The following is a 23,326-nucleotide window of genomic DNA, read 5'->3' as shown; positions in this document are numbered from 1 at the left end:
CGGTTAGCCGCCGCTGCTGCTGACGCTGCCTTCGCCGATGACCACACCCTCGGTAGAGAGGTCCTGGGCAATGCGGTCGCGCTGCGCCTGCAGCGCATGTTCGCTGTCGGCAAACTGCTGCGCAATGCGCCGGAACTCTTCGGAGAGCGAGAGGAAGGCGTCCACCATGTCGGGGTCGAAGTGGCTACCTCGGCCGTCGCGGATGATTTCTACCGCCGTCTCGTGGGAGAAGGCGGCCTTGTACACGCGCTCGGAGATCAGCGCGTCATACACATCGGCCACCGCCATGAGCCGTGCCGACAGGGGGATGGTGTTGCCCACCAGCCCTTCGGGGTAGCCTGAGCCGTCCCACTTTTCCTGGTGGCTGTAGGCGATTTCCTTGGCGTAGCGAAAAAACGGGTTGTTTTGCGTGGTTTCGGTTTCTGCCGCCACGATGGCGTCCCGGCCCAGTGTGGTGTGGGTCTTCATGATCTCGAACTCTTCAGGCGTCAGCTTGCCCGGCTTGAGCAGGATGCGGTCGGGGATGCCCACCTTGCCAATGTCGTGCAGCGGGGCGGACTTGAAGATCACCTGGATGGCGTCTTCCGTGAGTTCGTCGCGAAAGCGCGGATGGTCCTGCAGCTTGCGGGCCAGCGCTTCCACATAGTGCTGCGTGCGGCGGATGTGGTTGCCGGTCTCGTTGTCCCGCGTTTCGGCCAGCGATGCCATGGCGCGGATGGTGGCGTCCTGTAGCTCCGCCAGGGCGCGCGTGCGGTTGGCCACCTCCTGCTCCAGAAAGTGGTTGTGGTGGGCGAGCAAATCCCGCGCTCGCTTGAGCTGCAGGTGGTTGCGCACGCGCGCCATGGTGATGGCGGGGTTGACGGGCTTGGTGATGTAGTCCACTGCGCCCAGCTCCAGCCCCACCGTTTCGTCGTCGGTGGCGCTCATGGCGGTGAGGAAAATCACCGGAATGTCTTCGGTCTCGGGGTTGAATTGCAGGCGCCGCAGCACCTCGTAGCCATCCATGTCCGGCATCATGATGTCGAGCAGGATCAGGTCGGGCTTTTCGGCCGCCACGATCTGCAGCGCGCGCTCGCCGGTGGGTGCCAGCTTGACCTTGTAGTCGGGGCGCAGGAGGTCGCTCATCAGCGACAGATTGCCCGGGGTGTCATCCACCACCAGCACCGTGCATTTGCCGCTCAATTCCAATGGGCTATTCATGAACTGGGTCCTCCTTGTGTTGTATATCGTTCCCCGCCTTGCGCAGCACGTCGAGCGCATCGGCAAAGAGGTAGTTGTCGAGCAGCCGCTTCATGTCGGCGTAGGCGGGGCCCAGCAGGGCCTGAAGACTGGGGCCGGAGTCCTTGAACAACTCGATGGCGTCGGAATCACTGTCTTCCAGCAGGGCGCCAAGGCGTTCCACCAATGCGCGGGCCTGCGCGCCATCCAACGGGGTTCTGGCATCACTCCCCGTGCCGGGCGTGTCTGCCTCAGGGGGCAGGGCGCTCTGCAGCGCAGCCACCAGGGTCTGGCAGGCGGTGTCTACGGGCGGGAGCAGGGCTTCGAGGACGTCGGCGGTCGCGTTGTGTGCAATGGCTTGCTCCGCCGCGCCTGCCAGTTCGGCCAGACCCACCGCGCCTATGGTGGCAGCGGTACCTTTGAGCGTGTGCATGGCGCGCTGCGCCGCCTCTGGCTGGGCGGCCGCGAGGTGCGCGCGCGCTTCTTTCACTGCGCTGCCTTGTCCGGCCACGAATTTGCGCAGCAGGCTCTCATAGGCCGTACGTTTGCCGAGTACACGCCGCAGCCCGGTGGCGGTGTCCAGGCCTTCGATGTGTGTCAGCGGGTCGGGGGTGTCCGCCAGCGCCAAGGAAGGAGCGCCAGGCACCGCAGGTTGCAGGGCAACAGTCTTACCGCTGGCGCCCCCAGTGTGCGGCAGTGCAATCCATTGCAGCAGGGCGGCGAACAGCGCGTCGGGGTCAATGGGCTTGGCTATGTGGCCGTTCATGCCCGCTTCCAGGCACTGCTCGCGGTCGCCGCTCATCGCGTTCGCGGTCATCGCCAGCACCGGCAGGCGCGCCCAGGCGGGGTTCTGGCGCAATTGGCGCGTGGCGGTGAGGCCGTCCATCACCGGCATCTGCATGTCCATGAGCACGATGTCATAGGTGCCTCGGGCCAACATGTCGAGTGCGGCCTGGCCGTTGTCGGCCACATCCACCACCAGCCCGGCGCTGGCCAGCAGTTCGCTGCCCACCTGCTGGTTCAGGTCGTTGTCGTCCACCAGCAGCACACGCGCCCCCTGGATCGATGCCAGGTTGGCGCCTCGCACCGCTGAGGCTGGCAGGCGCCGCCCGTCGTCCACCCGCTGCGCGCCTCCCAATGCTCGCATGGCGGCATCAAAAAGCTGAGATGGGTTGACGGGCTTGGTCAGCATCAGCCCGATGCCGGTGCGTGTGAGTTCGGCTAGAACGTCGTCACGCCCGTGCGCGGTGACGATGACCGGGCGCGGAGGGTGGGGCAGTTGGGCCAGCTGGCGGGCGGTTTCAAAACCGTCCATACCAGGCATCTTCCAGTCCAGAAAGGCGATTTCGCAGGGCCTGCCTGCCAGGTCCGCGGCGCGTGCCAAGTCCACGGCCTGCGCCCCCGAACTGGCCAGCGTGACCGAAAAACTCATGCTGGACAGCAGCTCGGCCAGGATCTGCCGGGCCTGTTCGCTGTCGTCCACCACCAGCACGCGGCGGCCACGCAGGTCGGGTTCCGGCAGCAGTGGCCGCTGCACGGCCGCGCCCAAACCCAGTCGCGCCGTGAACCAGAAGGTGCTGCCCTTGCCCGGCGCGCTGTGCACGCCCACCTCGCCGCCCATCAGGCTGGCCAGTTTCTTGGAAATCGCCAGGCCCAGGCCGGTGCCTCCGTACTTGCGCGTGGTGGAGGTGTCGGCCTGCTCGAACGAGCGAAACAGGCGCGCCTGCTGTTCTTCGGTCAGGCCGATGCCCGTGTCCTGCACTTCAAAGCGCAGCAGCACGCCCTGGATATCCCGCGCTGCTTCGCGTACCCGCACGATGATCTCGCCCTCGTCCGTGAACTTGACGGCATTGTTGGCGTAGTTCACCAGGATCTGCCCCAGCCGCAGGGGGTCTCCACGCAAGTCGGCGGGCAGGTGGGAGTCCACGTCGAACATCAGCTCCAGGCCTTTGCTGGCGCATTTCTCGCCCAGCAGGTTGGCCACGTTGTCGAGCACGGCATGAAGGTCGAAATCCACCACCTCGACTTCGAGCTTGCCCGCCTCGATCTTGCTGAAATCTAGGATGTCATTGATCAGGCCCAGCAGGTGCTGTCCCGACCGCTGGATCTTTTCGACGTAGTCGCGCTGGCGCGCGGTCAGCTCGGTGGCCAGCGCCAAGTGGCTCATGCCAATCACGGCGTTCATGGGCGTGCGGATCTCGTGGCTCATGTTGGCCAGAAAGTCCGATTTCATGCGCGATGCGTCCTCTGCCTTGGCGCGGGCCACCTCCAGTTCATCCTCATGTTCCTGCAGCGCGGCGTTGGCTCGCTGCAGCTCCGTGGTGCGCTGGGCTACCCGGGCCTCCAGGGCTTCCTCGTTGCGCTTGAGGGCTTCCACCAGTTCGGCCTGGGCCTCCAGGGCCTGGGAGGTGGCCTTTTCACGCTGGAGGAATTGGCGCGCCATGGCAATGGCCAGCAAAAAGGTCAGGATGGCCTGGAACGCGGTCAGCCCGGTGGTCAGCAGGGTCTGGTGCTTGACCTCTTCGTTGCGCCGGTCGCCCAGCAAGGCGGAGATGCGCGATGCCTGCAGCGACAGCTCTTGAACGATGTCGCGCAGCTTGTTCAGCTCGGCCCGCAACAGACGCATATTTGTCTGGCTCGATGCCGCGTCCACACTCTGCCCGAAATGGTTGTCCCCTGCGGCGACAAACTTCTGCAGTGCTTCCAGGGCTGTGGCGTAGATCGGTTCCTCCTGCATCAGCGTGCGGGCGGTGCCGCTCTCCAGCGCGCTGAAGCGGCTCAGGAACAGGTCATAGCGCAGCTCCAGCCGGTCCATGGGCAGGCTGGGCGGGTCCAGCTCGAACTGGTGCAGGGCGTGGTCGAGTTTTTCGTACTCCACATTGAGCTGCAGGAATGACCACAGGGCATTGACGTCGCCCCGGCGCATGACCGCCTCGACGCTGCGGTACTGGTGGTACTGCACCCCGGCAATGGCCACATACGCCACCACCAGGCCCGCGATGATCAGCCGCAGAAAGTGCTTGCCCCGGATCATGGTGTGGTTCCTGGGAAGTTGGGAGGAGGGGGTGGACTAGCGAATTCGCAGGATATGGAGCTGCCAGGCGGCGCGGTTGTAGTACAGCTCGCTGCGCAGCTCTGCCTTGGTGTCAAACGGATAGACAATGAAAAGCGGCCCCTTTTCGCGCACACGCATGGGGCGGTTGTTCATGAGCCGGGCAACGATCACGTCGTGGCGCGTGGCATCGTCGATGGGGATTTCCGTCTTGTAGTCGTTGAGCGCCACCGCCGTGATGTTTTTGCCCTTGGCGCCCACGGCCGCCAGCACATCGCGCAGCAGGGGGCCAGTGAAAGTGACGGCGCTGGGGTACCAGGGGGTCTGGGTGGAGAAGCTGTGCTGGGGCAGCTTCTCCAGCATGGCCATGTCGAACTGGGCTTGCGAGCCGTTGTTGGTCTGGCTGATCGCGCCGTCGATGGTCAGAACGACCGTGCCGGTGGGTTTGTCCAAAGCGCGGGCCTGGGGCAGCGTCGCCGCAGCGACCGCGATAACTGCGATTCCCAGCCACAAGGCAACGCGTGCCCCTGAAAGACTCGTATGCATAACGCTCCCCCTTTTGCAACAGTCTTGCAGACAGTTGCCCAAAATGTAAATCGTTTTCTAGCAGCATGGGTCTTGTGATGCTCCAGCGACGCAGATGGGTACACCTACCAGGGCTGCGCTCACACGGCATAGCAGGACATACCCTGCCTGTGCACTCGCTGCAAGGCCGTGACAAGCTCAAAGGGGATAAGTACAGTGGGTAGCAGGTCCGATATTCCAAAGCAGGTTTGTCGCCTGCGCCCATCATTCGGGAGGGAGGTGCATGGGCTCACGAAAGCTCTGCAAGCGTTGGCCCCCTATCTGCGCAATGCAGCGCCGTCGGTAGTGAGGCCACAGAGGTCCTCAATGAGCCGCACAGCCCTGCATCGCATAACGTGGTCGCATCATTTCCGTGTTGGCAAGGCATCTCACCATGGGTAGTTTCGATACTGAAGACCGGCCGTTTGAACAGGAAATGGCACTTTCTGAACCCGACTACCGGCTGTTGGTAGATCAGGTGCAGGCGGCCGTCTTTGTGATTCAGAAGGGGCGGTTCCTTTTTGTGAATCCCAAGCTCCTGGAGCTTTTCGGATACTCCAGGGAAGAGATGCTCAGAGGCATGGATCCCATGCTGCTGTGCGTGCCCGAGCACCGGGACATGGTGCGGGAGCAGACGAACGCCCGGGTAGCGGGGGTCCCAGGCAAAGCCTATGAGGTCGAATGCCTGCGCAAGAACGGCGAGCGGTTCAGCGCCCAGGTCTGGGGCGTGCGCATTTTTCTGTCGGCGCAAGCAGCGGACCTGGTCACGTTGCATGACGTCAGTGCAATCCAGGCGGCCACGCGGTACGCGCAGCAGCGTGTTCAGCTGTTTCGCAATGCTGAAGAGCTTGCGCGCATTGGTTCTGCGGAGGTGGACTTGGTGTCCGGGACGGTCACCCTGTCGTCGGGCATGCATGCCATCTTGGGAATCCCGCTCACCGAGACGCCCCCCGGTACAGACTGGCTGCTGGCGCGCGTACCTCCGGTAGAGCGCCCCTATGTTCAGGCCATCAGCGAGGGCGTTTCCCCCGACGACGTCTGCGAGTTTCAGCACCGTATTGTTCACACCGACGGCAGCTTGCGCACGGTGCTGCACCGGGTCCTTGCCGAGGCCGATGAAGGCGGAAAGGTGATCAGGACGGTCACACTCCTGCAGGACATCACCCTGCAGCGGGCGGCTGAACAGAAACTGGACAAGCTCGCGAATACCGACGAAATCACCGGGCTGCCGAACCGCAACGCGCTGACGGAATACCTTGATACCAAAATGCGCGAGGCCGCGCGGGGAGGGCGGCACATTGCGGTCCTGAGCGTTGAGATTGACAGACTCAAGCTTGTCAGTGAATCACTGGGCCACGCAGCTGGGGACCAGTTGCTCATGGAGGTCGGCAGACGGCTCCAGCCCCAGGTTTCCCAGGACGATCTGCTGGCGCACTTTGGAAGCGGCGAGTTTTCCTTGGTGCTGGCACGGGAAGAGTCTGTGGATGAAGCCATGGCACGGGGCACCGCCGCCTCATTGGTAGATGCGCTGTCCCTTCCGGTTGCCATTGGCGACAACGAGATCAAGGTGACCTGCGATATCGGAATATCCCTCTACCCCGTGCACGGGGATGATCCTGAAAAACTGCTCCAGCAAGCGCAAGCGGCGATGTATCGCGCCCATGAGCTGGGCAAGAACCAAATCTGCGTTTTCAGTTCGGGCATGCATTCCAAGGCGATCTCCAGGCTTGTCATGGAGTCGGGATTGCGTCGAGCTTTGGAACGCAACGAGTTTGAACTGCATTTTCAGCCCAAACTCGAATTGGTCAGCGGGTCCATCATTGGTGCCGAGGCATTCCTTGAATGGAAATCCCCCGATGGCGCATTAATTTCCCGGTCCAGCTATATCCGGGCCGCTGAAGAAACCGGCCTGATCGTGCCGATCGGTGAATGGGTTCTGCGCACCGCCTGCCTCCAGGCGCTGGAATGGCAGCGCGCTGGTCATTCCATGTGCCGGGTTGCCGTCAACCTGTCGGCTCGCCAGCTTCAACAACCCGATCTGGCTCAGAAGATAGAAAAGATCCTCATCGAAACCGGCCTTGATCCAAGGCTGCTGGGGCTGGAGATCACCGAGGGTGCGCTCATGGGGGAAAGCACTCGCATCGCGCGGATTCTGGGCGACCTCAAGACCCTGGGCATCGAGATTTCGCTGGATGATTTTGGCACCGGCTATTCCAGCCTGAGCTACCTGCGCACACTGCCCATTGACGTGGTGAAGGTAGACCGCTCGTTTGTCCACGACGTCACGGCAGCTTCTCAAGATGTGTCCATCACGCGCGCGATCATCAACATGGCGCACAGCCTGCAGATGAGAGTGTTGGCAGAAGGTGTTGAGACCGAGGGGCAACTGGCGTTGCTCATCGCCAACGGCTGTGACCAGATGCAAGGGCACTATTTCAGCGGGCTGCTAACGGCCGACGCCATGGGTTCCCTGTTGCGTGAAAGCAAGGCCTTGCCTGAGCACTTGTTATTGCGCCGCGCCCAACAACGTACCTTGTTGCTCGTTGATGACGAGGACAGCATTGTTTCTGCGTTGCGCAGATTACTGCGTCGGGATGGCTATCACATCGTGACGGCCAACAGCGGGGCGCAAGGTTTGCAAAGGTTGGCCGAAAACTCGGTGGATGTGATTGTCTCGGACCAGCGGATGCCCGGTATGACGGGGGTGGAGTTCCTGCGCCGGGCCAAGGAGCTGTATCCAGACACTGTACGAATGGTGCTGTCTGGCTACACGGAGCTTCAGTCCATCACCGATGCGATCAATGAAGGGGCTATCTACAAGTTCCTCACAAAACCATGGGATGACGAGCGGCTTCGCGGGCATGTGGCGGAAGCGTTCTCCCAAAAGGGAATGGCCGATGAGAATCGGCGGCTGGCGAGTGCAGTTCTGCGAGCCAACGATGAACTCACTGCCGTGAATGACCGTTTGCAACAGTTGCTAACGAATCAACGTGAGCAGATCCACCGCGAAGAGAGTAGCCTGAGCGTCGCACGGGAGGTCTTGGATCATATTCCTGCGGCGGTCATCGGGGTGGACCTGGAGGGCATGGTGGCATTTGTGAATGCAGATGCAGAAGCACTGTTTGGAAGGACCACCGCGTTGTTGGGACAGGATGCGGACGACGTGCTACCGGCAGATCTGCGCCATGTATGGCGAGCCGCCGATCAGAGCTACCACGATGTGCAACTCGCGGGAGAGACGTTTCGCGTTGTATGCCGCTCCATCGGAGGAGAAAATCATTCACGAGGTCGATTGCTGGTCTTGGTGCCAGGCAGTGCGGCTTGAACTCTATGCGCGCCCATGCAAGCTCTTGCTACCACCACTGAACGGGTTCCGGAGGGACTACTTTTAGCGCAGCCCGTACTGGATGCCCATGCGCAACTTCTGTTGCCAGAGGGGACGCCTGTCACGCGCGAAATTCTCAACAACTTGCAGCATCGAGGTATCGACACGATTTTTGTGAATGCCCCCGAGGAGCTAGCACAGCGCAATGGAAAAGTGGATCCGGTTGAGCAGCGGGTACTGACGGAACAGCGTTTGTTGCACTTGTTCAGGCCTGCCCTGCGGGCAGGGCAGCTCAACCCATTGCTGCACATGATTTTGAGGCACCGGCTTGAGGAGAGGCCATGAAGCAACTCACTGCGGATGCAATCTTGCACAGCGTGCACGGATTGCCTGCCTTGCCAGCAGTCGTGCTGGAGTTGATCCAGTCCTTTGGCGACAGCGATGTTTCGGCGGAGCAACTGGCCATAAAGATATCGCACGACCAGGCCATTGCCGCGAAAACCCTTCGACTTGCGAATTCTTCCTTCTACGGGTTGCCGCGTCAGGTCACTTCGATCACTGAGGCTACGGCAATCCTGGGGCTGCGCACATTGCGCGGCGTGGCAACGGCCGCAGGCCTTGTCAGCGGGTTTGCCAAGTCGCGCTGCCAAGGCTTCGACTTCGATGCGTTCTGGTGCCATTCCATCGGTACGGCGCTTACCTGCCGGGCCCTGGCGCAGCGCACCCGATTGGACGAAGACGCCGCGTTTACGTTGGGGCTGTTGCATGACATTGGGCGCTTGGTTCTGCTCAGCTCCTATGAGGAGGAATATGCCCAGGCCATTGCATATCGGACAGAACATGACTGTTTCATGCACGTTGCAGAACAGCATCAATTTGGTGTTGACCACGCAGAGGTCGGCGGCCTCATCGCTGAGCATTGGCACTTTGCCCCAGAGATCGTCGCAGCCATCGCATGCCATCACCGGCCTCGGTCCCATGCTGGCAAAGGGCTCATGGATCTCGTCCATGTTGCTGACAACATTGCCCATGGCCTCGATCTTTCGCACCAGGAAGATGACATGGTGCCGCTGCTGTCACTGGATGCCTGGGGCAGGCTCGCGCTGGGTGAGAAGGACTACAGGGAAGTTTTTGACACCGTTGCTGAACAACACGACGTCGTCTGTCACGCGTTGCTGGCCTGAAGGAGGGTTGACATGAGTTCTCACGATCCGCTATTGGCTGAGTCCGCAATCACGACATCCTCGCCGCTCTCTGTCGCCGATGTCACTGCAGACCGGGTCAAGGAACTGCTGCGCTCCAATGAGGAGCTGATGCAACTGAATGCCAAACTTTCGGATGCACAAGACAAGCTCATGCAGTCGGAAAAAATGGCCTCCATCGGGCAACTGGCTGCCGGGGTGGCCCACGAAATCAACAATCCGATTGGATTCATATTCTCTAATTTCGGGACTCTCGAACGCTATCTGGGTGATCTTTTTCAGATGCTCGCTGCCTATGAAGAGGCCGAGTCCGCATTGGCAGGCACTCCGGCAGCAGCCCGTCTGAGGGCTCTGCGCGAAAAGATAGAACTGGACTTTCTGAAGGAGGACATCCCCTCGTTGATGGCAGAGTCGAAAGACGGCATCACGCGGGTGCGCAATATTGTCCAGAACCTGAAGGATTTCTCCCGGGTGGACACCTCGCAGAAGTGGGTCCTGGCCGATTTGCACCATGGCATTGATTCCACACTGAACATCGTCAACAACGAAATCAAATACAAGGCGGAGGTCGTCAAGGCGTACGGTGAACTCCCGGATATCGAGTGCCTTCCCTCTGAACTCAATCAGGTTTTCATGAACCTCCTGGTCAACGCTGCGCACGCCATCCAGGCAGACAGGGGCGTCATCACCATCAGCACCGGCGCTGACGACAGCCGGGTATGGGTGGAAATACAGGATACCGGAGAAGGCATTGCCAAAGAGAATCTGGGAAGAATCTTCGACCCGTTCTTTACCACCAAAGCGGTGGGCAAAGGGACCGGGCTTGGACTGTCTCTTTCCTATGGCATCGTCAAAAAGCACTTTGGCAGCATTGACGTGTTCAGCGAGCAGGGGGTTGGGACTCGTTTTCGTGTCACGCTGCCGATTCAGCACCCGCAGGAGGCTTGAGGTGTGAATTCCCCTATCGACGTCACCGCCTTGTCAGGGGCGGCTTTGCAAGAGGAGGGCGCCAGTCTGCAGGGCGGTGGTCAGCGCGTCTGGCGCATTCTGTGCGTGGACGACGAGCCCAACATTGTGGCCTCGCTCAGGCGGCTGTTTCGTGGCAGCGGATACCAGGTGACAACGGCCACGAGTGGTGCACAAGCCATTGCGCACCTGGAGCAAGAGCCTGTGGATCTGGTCTTCTCCGACATGAGAATGCCCGGAATGAGCGGGGCCCAGTTACTGGAGCAGATACGGGTGCGGTGGCCCAAAACGACACGCGTACTGCTCACAGGCTACGCTGACATTGGGTCAACCATCGCGGCCATCAACAGCGGGGAAGTCTATCGGTACATCACCAAGCCGTGGGATGACGGTGAGGTGCTTGCCACGGCTCACCAGATTTTTGAGCGGCATGCCCTGGAAGACGAAAAAACCCGGTTGGAAGAACTGCTCAGGGCCAAAAACCAGGCCTTGATGGAATTGAATGAAACCCTGGAGGAAAAGGTCGCGGCGCGCACCAGCGAGTTGCTCCAGCTCAGTCAAAAGATCAAGAAAAACTACCTTACCTCCATCAAGGTGTTTTCCAACCTCATGGAGTGGCGAGGTGGGCAACTCTCCGGCCACTCGCGCCGTGTGGCGGATCTGGCCCGTCGCACCGCACGGGCCATGAACATGGCGGAAGCGGATCAACAGGACGCGTTCATCGCAGGGCTCATGCATGACATTGGGCAGATTGCCTTGCCTGACACCTTGCTGGCCAAACCCGTTCCCAAGCTTTCCGATGAAGAAACTGCGCAATACCGACGGCATGCCGTTCTGGGAGAGCAGGCACTGATGGCGCTGGATGACATGCAGACGGTGTCCAACATCATCCGCAGCCACCACGAGCGGCACGATGGGCTCGGATATCCAGATGGCCTGGTCGGGGAGATGATTCCAATGGGGGCCTGCATCCTCGCTGTGGCAGATACCTACGATGATCTGCAGATCGGCCATCTCAGCTCCACCCCCCTGAGTGCTGCAGACGCACGATCAATGATTGCCAGGGGCAGGGGAACCCAGTTTCATCCAGAAGTGGTGGATGTGTTCCTGCAGATGCTCCTGAAGGCTGCGCCCGTTGCAGACGCTCCGCCGCGCATGCTGCGAACGGCACAACTTCGACCCGGCATGATTCTGGCGCGCGATCTTTTGTCCAGCGAAGGCGCCGTGTTGCTTGCCGCCGATCACGTGCTCACCGCCGAATTGATCAAGAGGCTGCGATTGCGCGAAGGGCGGGACGATGTGGAAATGATCTTGCCCATAAAACCGTAACGGAGAGGGAGCCAGCCATGCAGAGAATTCTCTTGCTCGATGATGAACACCACGTCTTGGCTGCAATCAAGCGCAGTCTGCGGGCGGGACTCGGTTCTGAGCTCCGCATTGAAGAGACCGTGGATCCGGAAGTTGCCTTGGCCAGACTGAGAGAGACCGCCTTTGACGTGGTGATCTCGGACTTTAGGATGCCGCTCATGACTGGCGTGGAGTTTCTGGGTCTGGTGCGAACCATTCAGCCCAAGGCAGTCCGGATGGTTTTAAGCGCGTCGTCCGATTCGGAGAACCTGATGCGAGCCGTCAATGACGCAGAAGTCTTTCGTTATCTGTTGAAGCCCTGGGATGAAAAAGACCTGCTTGGCCACGTCCGCTCAGCCCTGGAGAGAGCGGATCAACTGCGCCATGAAAGTGAACTTGCCGACGTGGGGCGGCATGAATTGGGGCAGCTCAGTGCAACGGAGTTGGAGCGCCGTCGATTGGAAGCCATGGAACCCGGATTGACGCAGGTGGCCTGGGGGCCCAATGGAGAGGTTTTGGGCCCCGAGAACTAGCGTTATGCCTTTTGGTCGTGGTGCCAGGACGCTGGATTGCAGAACCGGGAGCTGTCCGACATGAGTTTCCCTGTCCATCCACAAAGGAGCAACTAATAAAAACAATCACTTAGCTGCGGCCGTTACTGACGGAAGAGGGTGAATTCTGTCGCGATCAGCGACATAAGAGTCCTATCGGAATGACACGCGTCACGATTGTCCTTGCGGATCCGACTCTTTTCCCATCTGTAGGCAGCTCCCACATGTTGCGGTGCATCGGGTTCCCGATGCGGTTTTTGAGTGAAGGCACAATGAATTCACAAAGAAAACCTAATTTGAGGGATCAACCCACATGCCCCATCAGCTTCGCCGCATCATCGCCATCAACATCAGGAACCCCAGCGACAGCAACCCTTCGGGGCGGATCTCGGAGCTGGACCCACGCGGCGGAGTTTTGGCGGTGGGCGACAACGGGGTGGGCAAGACGACCTTTCTGCGCCTGATCCCACTCTTCTACGGCGCGACTCCCTCCCAGGTCCTCAAGGGTTCCGGGAAGGCGTCCATGATCCGGCACACGCTTCCCGACCCCAGCAGCGCTGTGGCCTATGAGTACGAGCGTGAGAGTGACGCCCATCTGCGCACGGTGGTGATGTACGCCAAGGATGGCGAGGACATCCCAGACTTTCGGATCGTCTCTGCCGGGTTCGATGAAACCTTCTTCTACGACGAGAACAACACGTTTGTGACACGCACGGAGTTCGCCCCACGGCTCCACGCGCGCAACATCAATGTCTCGCCCGTCCTGCAGCTCAACGAGTACCGCAGCGTCATCCTGAATGAGCGCATGAGCAGCAAGAACGCCAAGCAGATGGCTTTGCTGGCCCGCGATCATTCACTGGGGCCACGCCCCCTGCGCAATCTCAACCAGATTGCAGCCGCCATGGCCAACGAGAAGATCAGTTTTCGGGACCTGCAGAACATCGTGCTGGAGCGCGTGGCCGAGGACCAGGCCACGGAATCGAAGCGCCAGAACGTGCGCGAACTCAAGCAGCGCAGGGAGGATGTGACCACCTGGTTGGACAGCCGCACCCACATGGCTGATATCTCGAAGCGCAAACCCGACGCTGACCGGATGAAGGAACGCATCGGCCGCATCAAAGGGGTTCACATGGAGCTGTGCTCGCTGCATGTGGCCGTCAAGGCAGCACTCGCCCAGGCAGCGACGGACCAAGAGCGGTTGACCATTGATCGCAGGGCCCAGGCAGAGGCCTTCGAGCAGGCGCTTGGGGTTCTGAATGACGACATCAGGGAGGCCGGTGGGAAAAAGACCGAAGCCCATGACGAGTGGCAGCGCCTCAATGCAGCGTTTCAGGCCGTGATCAGTCGCCAGAATCACTTCGACCTGATCGATGCGAAGACCCTTGCGGACAATGAATCCAGGGAAGCCGCACTGCAGCAGCAGGCGCGTGACAAAGAGAAAGAGCATCAGCGCCTTACCTCTGAATCGGGTTCTCTCCAGACCGAGCACGAAAGGCGCTGTCTCGAAATCGAACAATCCTCGCAGCGTCAGCAAAATGAGATCGCTGAGCGCAAAGCCACAGCACAACGCGCGTGGGTCGATAAGCGTTTGGCCCTTGGGAATGACAAAGATGCTGCCCTGCAGGCGTTGGAGGAGCCCCCCAGACTTGCCGAGATCGCCGAGGAGCGCAACCGCCTGGCCACACGCGAAGGTGAGATCACCCAAAAGATCAAAAATCCCGCTGCCACGGAGGAGAGCCTTGCTGCACAAGAGGATGCAGGGGCCATTCTCGAACAGCGCCGCCAAGATCACGATACAGCCAGGGAAACCGCCTTGGCACGCGAAAAAGATGAGGGTCAGGCTCGCGGTGAGCTTGAAGCGGCTATCAGGGCCGTGGAGGGTCTTGAGACCAGTCAGAAAGCGCTGCTGGCCCACATTGAGGCCCTGACCGCCCAGGTCACCCCGGAACCCGGTTCCTTGCTCGCCTTCATCCGTGAAAGCAACGACCCGGTATGGCCCCATGCCAGCAAGCTGATCGCTGAGGCAGTGATCCACCGCACCGACCTCTCCCCTGCGATGCTGGACATCCCAGCCGCACAGAGAGGCGAGGAGGGGGCCGTGGTGGTCGGCAATGCCACGGTGAGCACTCAGGAGCTACCCCTGCCTGAGTGGTTCTCGATGGATACGGTGCACCTGCAGCTTGGAGCGGCAAAAGGCCAACTGGCAAACATCAACGAGTCGGTGGACAAAGCGGCAGACCACGCGGAAAAAGCCCGACTGAAGCTGAAACAGGCTGGTACCGACCATGGCAGTGCGGCAGCGAACCTTGGTTTGGCGAAGTCGGCCTTTGATGCTGCGTTCAAAGACAAAGGACGCCTCGACAGCCTTGTGAAGACCGAGCGCGGCGCTGCAGAGACACAGGCTCGGAAGGACCTTGTTGATTTGCAGGCGGTTCTCACAGCCCTTGGCAGGGAGGAACACGGCATCCGCGAAGGCGTCAAAAAAAATCGCCAGGCAATCCATGAGGAATTCAAGCTCAAGGCCGAGACCCTGGAAGCCGAGATGACGAGTGCGATCAACAAGCTGGATGCCGAGGCGCAGGGAGTTGAAGCGACCCTCAAGACCGATCTGAACAACGCTCGACAGGACTACGAGCGCAAGCTGGCTGGCATGGGGCTCGATACCGTGCGGATCAATGCCGTGGAGGGAGAGCTGCAAGAGTTGCGGGCCCAGCTTGAAGCGATTGCCAACAACCGGCATGAGGTGGCTGCGTGGAAAAAATTCTGCACGGTGGAGCTACCGCACTTTGAAACCACCCGGCGCAGGGTGGGAGATCTGCACACCGCTTTTCTGAAGGCGTCTGAGCGCCTTGGGAATCTGGAAACCAGCCTAAATGATCTGACCAAGCAGGCCAAGGAGGTGCTTGATGCCCTCGATGGGCAGATTTCAGCCGCCGCCAATGACGCACAGCGCTTGGAGGAACTGCGCGACCAGAAACTCAAAGACTTCCTCGACTTTGTGCCCAACAGCGCCTACACCGGGCGCTCCATGCTGGAACTCGACCAGGAGGTGACGCGCAAACTCCACACCCTGGTGGATGAGGCTGCGGCACTGCGTGGCGAGGTCCTGTCCCTAAGCAATGAGTTTGAGAAAAAGGAGGGCGGGCCCAATGACTGGCTCAAACTCAAGCGCAAGGAGCTACCTGACCGTCAGACCCGTCTGGAGCACGAGTACCTGTGGCTCGAAGCGGAGCAGCTGTGCGACTGGTTCGAGCGCACTGAAAGCGGGAGTTTCATCGAGCAGCTCACCCACCAGATGAACGGCTTCTTCGAAAACGCCAGCGTGTTCGTGAGTCGTCTGGACACCTTCGACCGCCTGGTGGCGACTTTCAACACCGAGCTGAGCAGGGCGCTGGCCACAACTGAGCACTTCGAGCGCTTCAAGAACCTGAGCGTGCGCGTCACGTCGAGCGTGGGCCAGCAGGCCTTTCTGTCGGTACTGCGCAAGATGCGGGACAAGAGCCCCACGATTGCGCTCACAGGGCGCGCGTACTCCCGTGTCGGCATGGAGCTGCCCTCGGATGAGGATGTCGCCCTGGTACGCGAGTACAAGGAGATCCTGCGCTCCGATGGTGGGGTGCAGGTGGACCTGAATGAGCAGGTGCGCCTCGAATTCAGCCTCTACGAGAACGGCAAGCGCTCCGTCATCAGCAATGAGGAGGAGTTCCGCGCGGTGTCGTCCAACGGCAATTCCGCCCTCATCACTGCCATGTTCCTCATGGGCTTCGTGCAGATGATCCGGGGCTCCTCACCGGTGCGGTTGGTGTGGGTGACCGATGAGCTTGGCCGCTTCGACGCCAAGAATGTCGGCGCTTTCCTCAAGACCCTGGCCCTGAACAACATCGACGTGATCAGCGCCAGCCCCAGTGTCGATCCGGCGCTCGCGCGCCACTTCCCGCGCCTGAGCCTGTTCGAGAACACCGGGGCGATCTTCACCAACGAGACCCACGAACTGGAGGCCGAGCATGAACTCGCTTAAATCCGCGCTCAAGCTGCTCGCTAAGGGTGAGTTTGTCTGCCACGTCCGGTTTGAGAGTGAGTACGAGGCACTGGCGACGCAGGAAGGCCAGCGGCAGGCCCAAGAGTGGCTGTCGGCCGTGGGATATCGGCTGGCGCGTCTTCACGACGAGGGGGCGTTCTTCATGGCCTACGACGAATCGCCCACCACCGACACCCGTGCTCGCATCCGGGAGGAGCTCAAAACGGTGCGCCACCGGCTTGTGCCCTATGTGGGCTTCTTCAACCTGCTGCGCGAGGCGCAGGGGAGCGATCCCCAGCTCCACGCGGGCGACGTGGTGTGGTTGACCGAGATCAGCGAGGCGGTGCGCAACTCCTCCGCGCTGGAGCGGCGCCTGGCCGACATGCGAGAACTCGCCGATAACCGTGTGACGGACAGCGGTGCAACGGTCTTTCGTGTCCAGAAGATGTTCAAGATCCTGGAGGAAGCGGGCTACCTGCAGCAGACCAACGAGGTGAGCAAGGGCTACACCTTCACCGGCAAGGTGGACTACCTGCTGCAGCTCATTGCCTTCATCAACGAAAACACCCCCCACATCTCCGATGACCAGGTGGTGGACCAGATCGACCCCCAGGCGCGGCTGGAAGAGGCTGAGGCTCCCGAGGCGGGGGCTGCATGACCTCCTCACCGACCAAGGACGTACTGAAGACGCTCCATCAGCATGCCGAGGTGGTGGAGCAAACCCGGCGCGACGGCATCATCGTGCCGGCGCAAGACGCCCCGCAGGCGTCCGTGGGGGCTCTGCGGCAGGCCAACGCCCTGCGCCCTGCGGGGGAGGATGGGTATCGGCTGCACCCCAAACTGCGCGACTTCCTGAACGACCACCTGCAGCTCTTCCCGGCCTACCAGACTCTGGCCGAAATCGGCTCGCGCATCAGCCAGGCGCATCAGCTCTGGAACGATGTGGACGATCTGTACCGCGCCAAGGACTACAGCGCCGTGGAGAACATCGTGGAGACCATCGAATCCACGGTCTTCGATATCGGGGACAGCGTGGAGCGCAACCTGCTGTACCTGCACACGCTCCTGTCCACTCGCTACGGCAACGTGCGCACGCTTGAGGCCAAGAAGTCGCAGAACCGCTTCTACCAGCGCGAAGCCAACATCCTCGCCCAAGACATGTCACGCATGGCTGGCGTCTTTGACAGGATAGAGAGCGAGGCAACCGCTCGCGGGATGCCTGAGCTGGCCAAGTTCGTCCGCATGAACCTGCAGGCCCACCTGCAGACCTGGCAGCATGCCATGGCCGAGATGCAGGCGCAGTTGTCGCGGGAGATCTTCCGCATCAGGGAGGTGGAGGACAGCCACAAGCATCTCGCGCGCCTGGATCTGCTCATGCGCCAGCAGCCCTCATGGCCGGGGTTCGAGCTGGACCCTTCGGTGGAGATTCCGGCATTCCTGCTGGCCGCGCGCCTGCCGGATTTCGCGCCTCAGATCGAGCCCCAGGACACCGACCACCAGTTCGTGGAGGCCATGGTCAAGGAGGTTGCGGCGCTCCCTCCACAGCCTGTAGAGCCCCAACCCAAGGAGATCAAGCGCTTCAAGCGGGTGGTGGATGAGCGGCCCGTGAAAAAGAAGTCCGACGCCGCGATTGCGTTGGACAGACTGGCCGGTGCCGCCAAGCGCGGGACCGACAAGTTCTCGCTGGCTGAATGGCGCGAGACCGACGACCTTGCCAAGACCCTGCAGCCCCATATCTGGCTGGGCTTTGCCGTCCTGGCACTGCGGGAGCAGAAATACCGGGTGGAGGTGGTATCGAGCCCTGCGCGCCCCGGTGAGCGGTTCCGGCACCGGTTCCACGATGCGATGGTCCACCCGGCCTTGGTTGCGGGGGCCGCGAAGGTATGAACCAGCAGCAGTTGACGTTCCTGAGGCGGCTGATCGAGACAGAGCCGCCTTTCCGGCCCTACAGCGCGACCGCTGAATACTTCCTCAACGTCGAGTTCATCGGGAAAGTGCAGGGGAGGAGGGTGGTCTATACCCAGAGAGACTTTGAGGTGGCGCGCAATCTGCTCAAAGCGCGGGGCTTTGAGCCGTCGCGCCAGGTGGAGCCGGTACCGCGCAGTCAGGTGCAACCTGGTGAATCCGAGAAATGGGGCGCCCTGCGCGTCTCTGAGGGCCTGGTGGCGGTGGTGCCGTTGGGCCTGCCGGAGGTTCAGATCCCCACGGGCAGCATGCTGTGCATGGATGTGCGCCAAGCGCTGGCCTTGCCTTACGAGGTCCTGGTGTTCTGTGAGAACCTGGAGCCCATGCTGCGGCTGCACGAATACCAGTGGCTGGCGGGATTCCTCAAGGGACGACCCGCGCTGGCGCTGTTCCGGGGAGCGCCGGGGTACTTCCGCACGGACGTGGCGAACGAGCTGCTGGTGCGTGACCGCCGTCCTGTGCTGGCGTTCTTTGATTTTGATCCCAAGGGGCTGTCCATGGCCGCTTCAATGCCACGGCGCGAGGCCTTGTGTTTGCCGCCGCTGGACAGTCTGGAGGCGGCTGTCAGGGCGCAGCGGAGGAAGACTCTGTATCTGGGGTCCGTGGAGGTGTCACGGCCTCATCTGGAAGTCCAGCCTGCAGGTGGCGATGTTGGGCTCGCTTGGGGGCTCATGAAGAGGGTGGAGATGGGGCTTGATCAGGAGCATTTTCCGAGGGCCTGCTGATCCTTCTGGAGCAGCTTTCGCAGAAGGTATTACCAAAGTCCGCGTTTATCACCTGAGCCATCATGATTGACAGAGTCACAAGCGATTCTGAAGGGAAGTCTCCCTTTCGGCGCAGAACACTAGGTCAGGAGCTTCGAGTAAACCCCAAGCCTGTGCCATCTAAGGTCATGTCCTCGACCCTCCCGGCTGTCTATTCAAAGAAGGCTTTGAAGGCGAGATGCAAGTTGAAAACCGCTGGCCTGCGTTAGCCCCGTTCGGCCATCGACCAAAAACAACGACTTGCAGAACGGCCGATAGAGCCAAGATCGGTCATCGACGGCCACCCAGTTGCAATGTGGAAGGTTGTTGGCCCAAAGCCAGGCATGGCACTCCGCCTCTCGCTCGTATCCCACGAGCGTATTCGGGACCCGAGTTATATCGCGGTATCTGGGGGTGACGCCTTCAATAACATCAGCAACGTCCGGAGAGAACTTTTGCACTAGCGCCTCGTAGGATTTCTCCAGGCGCCAGGTGCTGGTGATCACAACCCGGCACTCCGGCACATGCCGAAGCGCATCTTCCAGGCTCGATAGGCAGCAAAAATGCTTGGACTCATGGCAATGCTCTGGGTGCAAGACCCCGTCAAAATCAAGAAAGAGTATTGGCACCGCGCTACTTCAGAAACAGATTTCCAACAGGAAGTGAATCTTCTACTGAGTTACCACGTCAATGAGACTAGTTGGTCGTGGTCTTTTTAGTCTCATTGAACGGAAATCGGGAGGATGTCCTCCCGAAAGAGTGTTCAACCCCAAGCCGACTTTGGTCGGGCGCTGCGGCAATTGCGCACCGCACAAGGCTTGGTTCAGGAGGACATGCTGCTGGCGACGAGCCGCCGACACATCAGCCGTATCGAGCAGGGTCATCAAGTTCCCAGTATCCGCACCATTGAGATGTTGGCCGAACAGATGCAGATCCACCCTTTAACGCTGATTGCTGCTGCATACTGCCCTGATCTGGAAACGACCTTGGTCAATGAACTCCTCAAGACGGTCAAAGCTGACTTCAAGGGCATCATTTCCGATTAGGCGTGGCATTCGGAGTCAGTTTGCTCGTTGGCGTGTTGAACCAGCATTTGGAGACCTTGAATCAGTCCAGTGCCAATGGGAGCGGCATCTTGGCGCTGAAGCATCCGATTGACGATCTCCCGATCAACAGCAGTGCTGAGCAGGCACAGTGCTTCTTGCAGAGTTTCCAGGCCGACCTCCAGGCTGTCTCCTGAACGTTTGGCTCCCGCCTTCGAAAGCAGCAACAGGGTGAGCGGCAAGGCAGCACGTGCGGGGTCATGGTCCCCATTCCAGCCAACGCCCGAAAGAAGGTCTCTGAACTGGTCTGACACCAGCAACAGGTGGTTGTCATCCAGCGCATCCGGCAGGATGGCTTCCCATCCCCGTGACGTGATCAGGCCCATCATGTCCTGTGCTCCAAATTTTCCGAGAGTCGCTTTTTCCAAACGCAGCATCATTCGCCATTCAAGTTAATATGAGACCAATTGGTCCCTTTCGAGACCGTGGCGTGCGAAGATAGCCGAACAGGCATTACGTTTTATCGTTCCAAGTGCGCTCGTCTCCAATGGAAATAAACCGGTTGCCCAAATGTGCTTGAAGAGGCAACCAGCCGGTTGCCTTATGCGTTTGCTTCCCTTGAAAAACCGCTTGGATCTCACCCGCTTGGCCGAACTTGACCGGCAGTTTTGCGATTTCGCACAACTGCAGCGGAATGCCACGCCCAGGTGTGGCTGGACCAAGACGCTTCGATTGGCATTGGGTATGAGTTCCAGCGCGCTAGGAGAGCGTTTGGGTGTGACGGCGCAGGGTGCCCGCAAACTAGAGCAAGCAGAGGCCAACGGTACCATTACGCTGAACACCCTTGCACGTTTGGCGCATGGCTTGGATTGTGAAGTGCACTACATGTTTGTTCCGCGAACCAGCTTGGTAGAACAGGTACTCCGCCGTACTCAAGAGATTGCTGGAATTCCTATTCCGTCCACGTTGAAGGGGGTAGAGGCACAGAAAGATGCGGAAACGCTGATGGCCTTTACCAGCGCACTGGCAAAAGTGAGCAAGCGGGGCTTGTGGTGAGTCAGCGCTGGTTCTCTACTCGATACAAACCAGCCATGAGTTTGAACACCACTGCTATCGTCGGCTCAAAGCAAGCTCCCGGTGCGACCTCTGCGAAAGCATGCTCCCGGGGGCAACGTTCGAAGTCACTTTTCGACTTTCGCGAGAAGCGCCTAACAGAACTTGATGACCTGGGGTTGCAAGTTACGGGCGGGATCGGCCGGCTTCCACCGGTGCGAAAAAAGATGCACGCCCAAATAGACTTCACCATCGGGCATCGTGGACGCACACGGAGTGCTCAACTCATTGACCAACATCCATTCATTTTTCCAGAATGCCGAATAAATGAATGCCTCCAGCGATTCCTCGGTTCTGCTGCTCCAATTGCTCCTCCAGTTGGGCGACAGACTTAGACGTCTCAGAAAATCCCGTGGCCTCAGCACGATGGAGATGGCGAGTCGCGCGGGAATCTCGCGCGCAACACTGCGAGCAGTCGAAGACGGGGATCCCACGCCGTCCATGGGCACCTACTTGAAAGTCATATCCGCTTTGGGCATCGTTGGCGACTTTGCGTTGTTGGCGGCTGGCGGCATGCGACCGGTCACGTCAAACACTGCAGCGGCTGGGGCAAGCTGTGATACGCCGTTGGCTCGAATTGTCGTTTCCGCAGATACCTCTCGCCACCGGATCCAGGATCTACAAAGTCTCGCGCTCCATGAAGAAGCGGTACGACGCGTTCGTGCTGATCCTGCATTGCTCCACCAGGCCCAGGCAGTTCTTCAAACGTGGCTGAACGCTGGGGACCAACGATCAGCGACCCTGTGGGTTGAGTGGAAAGAAATCCTGGGGCATCGCAAGTGGCGCAAGGCACTGGGTAGAACCCAGCGAGCGCAGGAACTGAGGCAGGCATCTCCGCTGGCGACTGTTCTGCCACCTGAGGTACGAAAACGCATCCTCCAAGAAGTCCGTGGCCTGAAGGAAGGCGTCGTTCTTGAAATCGCTGGTATGGCTCGTCAATGACATTCGCCGTTCGGACTAGCCACTGGCGACGGCCGGAATTTGACGCTCAATCCCCAGGATTGCACCATCGCTGGTGCGCACTGAACTCCAGCCATTTCCACGGAACAAGCCATGGCCCTTGAAGACGACATCGCCACTCTCACCGTGCTCGTACAGGGCATGCTTGCTGACTCAGGAGACCAAACCGGTTTTGATGCAAGGGTGTGGCTAGACCATTGGCTTACTAGCGTGGTCCCAGCCTTGGGAAGTCGAAGACCTATCGATGTGCTCAATGAGCCGGACGGCCTGCACGTCGTGAAGAGCTTGCTCTTGCGAGCCCAATCTGGTGCGTACTCGTAAGCATCGGCAGGGAGTGGGCTGGTCGTGAATCAGGTCTGGACCTGTCGCTTTCCTCGCTGACCAATTGACACCATGCAGAATGCCTACAGATATGCCCTCTAGCCAGAACTCCCCGTATCTCCCTGCGTCTTCTCCCCGCAGCGCGGACGTCGTTCTGTACCTAGACCTCGATGGTGTTGTCCACCATGAAAAAGTACTCTGGCATCCACGCAAGGGTATCTACATGAGTCCGTATGAGGCTGAGGGACATTCTCTTTTCGAATGGGTGCCTATCTTGGAGTCGTTGGTTGACCCCTACCCGGCAGTTGCCCTGGTACTGAGTAGCACCTGGTGCATACGCCCCGGATACAGCGCAACCCTCAAACGGCTTCCAGCCTCTCTGCGTGCCCGGTTCATTGGTGGGACTTACCACAAGCGTGTCCATGGCGTGGATCCCTGGAACCTGTCCATGTTTCGCACTACACCCCGGGGTGTGCAAGTTCAAGAAGACGCTCGGCGCCGAAAGCCCCGGCATTGGATAGCTCTCGATGACGATTTGGATGGTTGGCCTGACTCCTGTTGGCAAAACTTGGTTGCATGTGAAGGAACTACGGGCTTGTCCAATCCTCGAGTCCAACGCGAACTAGCGGAGAAGCTGCACAGATGTCATCCGGCGTTGTGCTCCAGACCCGCTAATCCTCCGGAGCGAGAAGCAGGCGGAGGGGGAATGCCCCGCGACAGTGGGTGATAAGTCGATATTCTGCAGTGCATCGCTTCATTTCAGGAAAAGGCAGTTTTGCAGCGATTGCAGTCTTTCAGTTTCGACTGGTGAGCGCCAGATAGTGGGCAGATATCTGACGCTCGCTAACAAAGTAAAGTAGTTCCTAATCGCTCGGCGAACCCAACTCTTCGTGGGAAGAGATCCTCACCGGTCCGAAACATCGGAGAGAGGTAGGTCT

The 23,326-nt window shown here is 60.0% G+C and carries 20 protein-coding genes; 15 read left to right on the top strand and 5 right to left on the bottom strand.

Going from position 1 to position 23,326, the window contains the following annotated elements:
• Positions 1-3: 3 nt before the first annotated feature.
• The 3 genes from AC2YJX_RS01785 to AC2YJX_RS01775 are packed head-to-tail and all read right to left on the bottom strand — an operon-like array spanning position 4 to position 4,723.
• The gene (locus AC2YJX_RS01785; RefSeq protein WP_121506326.1) at positions 4-1,200 is read right to left on the bottom strand and encodes a response regulator; all 1,197 of its coding nucleotides are present in this window, start codon (positions 1,198-1,200) and stop codon (positions 4-6) included.
• Positions 1,193-4,252: a hybrid sensor histidine kinase/response regulator gene (locus AC2YJX_RS01780; protein ID WP_487255114.1), complete on the bottom strand. Its 3,060-nt coding sequence runs from the start codon at positions 4,250-4,252 to the stop codon at positions 1,193-1,195. Before AC2YJX_RS01780 ends, AC2YJX_RS01785 begins: the two co-directional genes overlap by 8 nt.
• A gap of 36 nt (positions 4,253-4,288) precedes the next feature.
• Positions 4,289-4,723, bottom strand: coding sequence for a putative pterin-binding protein (locus tag AC2YJX_RS01775; protein ID WP_233573424.1), 435 nt, complete (start codon positions 4,721-4,723; stop codon positions 4,289-4,291).
• Between the two features lie 505 nt (positions 4,724-5,228).
• Between AC2YJX_RS01775 and AC2YJX_RS01770 the strand changes: the two genes are divergently transcribed.
• From AC2YJX_RS01770 to AC2YJX_RS01725, 10 genes are all read left to right on the top strand, one after another.
• A complete protein-coding gene (locus AC2YJX_RS01770) occupies positions 5,229-8,159 on the top strand; it encodes an EAL domain-containing protein (protein WP_487255113.1) in 2,931 nt (976 codons plus the stop codon).
• Positions 8,160-8,174: 15 nt separating this feature from the next.
• Entirely contained in the window at positions 8,175-8,504 is a 330-nt protein-coding gene (locus tag AC2YJX_RS01765; RefSeq protein ID WP_055397891.1) for a hypothetical protein, read from the top strand.
• Positions 8,501-9,343 carry an HDOD domain-containing protein gene (locus tag AC2YJX_RS01760; protein ID WP_487255112.1) on the top strand — a complete coding sequence of 281 codons (843 nt, stop codon included), beginning with the start codon at positions 8,501-8,503 and terminating at the stop codon, positions 9,341-9,343. The genes AC2YJX_RS01765 and AC2YJX_RS01760 overlap by 4 nt, the downstream gene beginning before the upstream one ends.
• Positions 9,344-9,355: 12 nt before the next feature.
• Positions 9,356-10,309, top strand: a complete 954-nt coding sequence (locus AC2YJX_RS01755; RefSeq protein WP_121506330.1) for an ATP-binding protein — start codon at positions 9,356-9,358, stop codon at positions 10,307-10,309.
• Positions 10,310-10,312: 3 nt separating this feature from the next.
• Positions 10,313-11,656, top strand: a complete 1,344-nt coding sequence (gene nosR, locus AC2YJX_RS01750; RefSeq protein ID WP_436129274.1) for a response regulator c-di-GMP phosphodiesterase, NosR family — start codon at positions 10,313-10,315, stop codon at positions 11,654-11,656.
• Between the two features lie 17 nt (positions 11,657-11,673).
• Complete coding sequence (locus tag AC2YJX_RS01745) at positions 11,674-12,207, top strand: response regulator (protein ID WP_487255111.1); 534 nt, start codon at positions 11,674-11,676, stop codon at positions 12,205-12,207.
• Between the two features lie 331 nt (positions 12,208-12,538).
• Positions 12,539-16,243, top strand: coding sequence for an ATP-binding protein (locus tag AC2YJX_RS01740; RefSeq protein ID WP_487255110.1), 3,705 nt, complete (start codon positions 12,539-12,541; stop codon positions 16,241-16,243).
• Positions 16,230-16,901, top strand: coding sequence for a hypothetical protein (locus tag AC2YJX_RS01735; RefSeq protein ID WP_487255109.1), 672 nt, complete (start codon positions 16,230-16,232; stop codon positions 16,899-16,901). The genes AC2YJX_RS01740 and AC2YJX_RS01735 overlap by 14 nt, the downstream gene beginning before the upstream one ends.
• The gene (locus AC2YJX_RS01730; RefSeq protein WP_487255108.1) at positions 16,898-18,130 is read left to right on the top strand and encodes a hypothetical protein; all 1,233 of its coding nucleotides are present in this window, start codon (positions 16,898-16,900) and stop codon (positions 18,128-18,130) included. The genes AC2YJX_RS01735 and AC2YJX_RS01730 overlap by 4 nt, the downstream gene beginning before the upstream one ends.
• Positions 18,127-18,933 carry a DUF7281 domain-containing protein gene (locus AC2YJX_RS01725; RefSeq protein WP_487255107.1) on the top strand — a complete coding sequence of 269 codons (807 nt, stop codon included), beginning with the start codon at positions 18,127-18,129 and terminating at the stop codon, positions 18,931-18,933. Before AC2YJX_RS01730 ends, AC2YJX_RS01725 begins: the two co-directional genes overlap by 4 nt.
• 194 nt (positions 18,934-19,127) lie before the next feature.
• On the opposite strand, the gene AC2YJX_RS01720 is transcribed toward AC2YJX_RS01725, so the two are convergent.
• The gene (locus AC2YJX_RS01720; protein WP_487255106.1) at positions 19,128-19,580 is read right to left on the bottom strand and encodes an HAD domain-containing protein; all 453 of its coding nucleotides are present in this window, start codon (positions 19,578-19,580) and stop codon (positions 19,128-19,130) included.
• Between the two features lie 114 nt (positions 19,581-19,694).
• Between AC2YJX_RS01720 and AC2YJX_RS01715 the strand changes: the two genes are divergently transcribed.
• Positions 19,695-19,997, top strand: coding sequence for a helix-turn-helix domain-containing protein (locus tag AC2YJX_RS01715; protein WP_487255105.1), 303 nt, complete (start codon positions 19,695-19,697; stop codon positions 19,995-19,997).
• Here AC2YJX_RS01715 and AC2YJX_RS01710 read toward each other — a convergent pair.
• Positions 19,994-20,431, bottom strand: coding sequence for a hypothetical protein (locus AC2YJX_RS01710; RefSeq protein ID WP_487255104.1), 438 nt, complete (start codon positions 20,429-20,431; stop codon positions 19,994-19,996). The genes AC2YJX_RS01715 and AC2YJX_RS01710 overlap by 4 nt on opposite strands.
• Positions 20,432-20,597: 166 nt before the next feature.
• Here AC2YJX_RS01710 and AC2YJX_RS01705 point away from each other — a divergent pair, with 166 nt between their 5' ends.
• The 4 genes from AC2YJX_RS01705 to AC2YJX_RS01690 all read left to right on the top strand — a co-directional run bounded on the left by AC2YJX_RS01705 (position 20,598) and on the right by AC2YJX_RS01690 (position 23,115).
• The gene (locus AC2YJX_RS01705; RefSeq protein WP_487255103.1) at positions 20,598-21,050 is read left to right on the top strand and encodes a helix-turn-helix domain-containing protein; all 453 of its coding nucleotides are present in this window, start codon (positions 20,598-20,600) and stop codon (positions 21,048-21,050) included.
• A 324-nt stretch (positions 21,051-21,374) separates the two neighbouring features.
• Positions 21,375-22,049 (top strand): helix-turn-helix transcriptional regulator, encoded by a 675-nt coding sequence (locus tag AC2YJX_RS01700; RefSeq protein ID WP_487255102.1) that lies wholly within the window; start codon positions 21,375-21,377, stop codon positions 22,047-22,049.
• A gap of 111 nt (positions 22,050-22,160) precedes the next feature.
• A complete protein-coding gene (locus tag AC2YJX_RS01695; protein WP_487255101.1) occupies positions 22,161-22,388 on the top strand; it encodes an antitoxin Xre/MbcA/ParS toxin-binding domain-containing protein in 228 nt (75 codons plus the stop codon).
• 79 nt (positions 22,389-22,467) lie between these two features.
• Positions 22,468-23,115, top strand: a complete 648-nt coding sequence (locus tag AC2YJX_RS01690) for an HAD domain-containing protein (RefSeq protein WP_487255100.1) — start codon at positions 22,468-22,470, stop codon at positions 23,113-23,115.
• The last annotated feature ends 211 nt before the right edge of the window (positions 23,116-23,326 follow it).

The sequence above is a fragment of the Acidovorax sp. SRI_002 genome (assembly GCF_057586455.1).
This window is presented reverse-complemented; position numbering and strand designations above follow the sequence as displayed.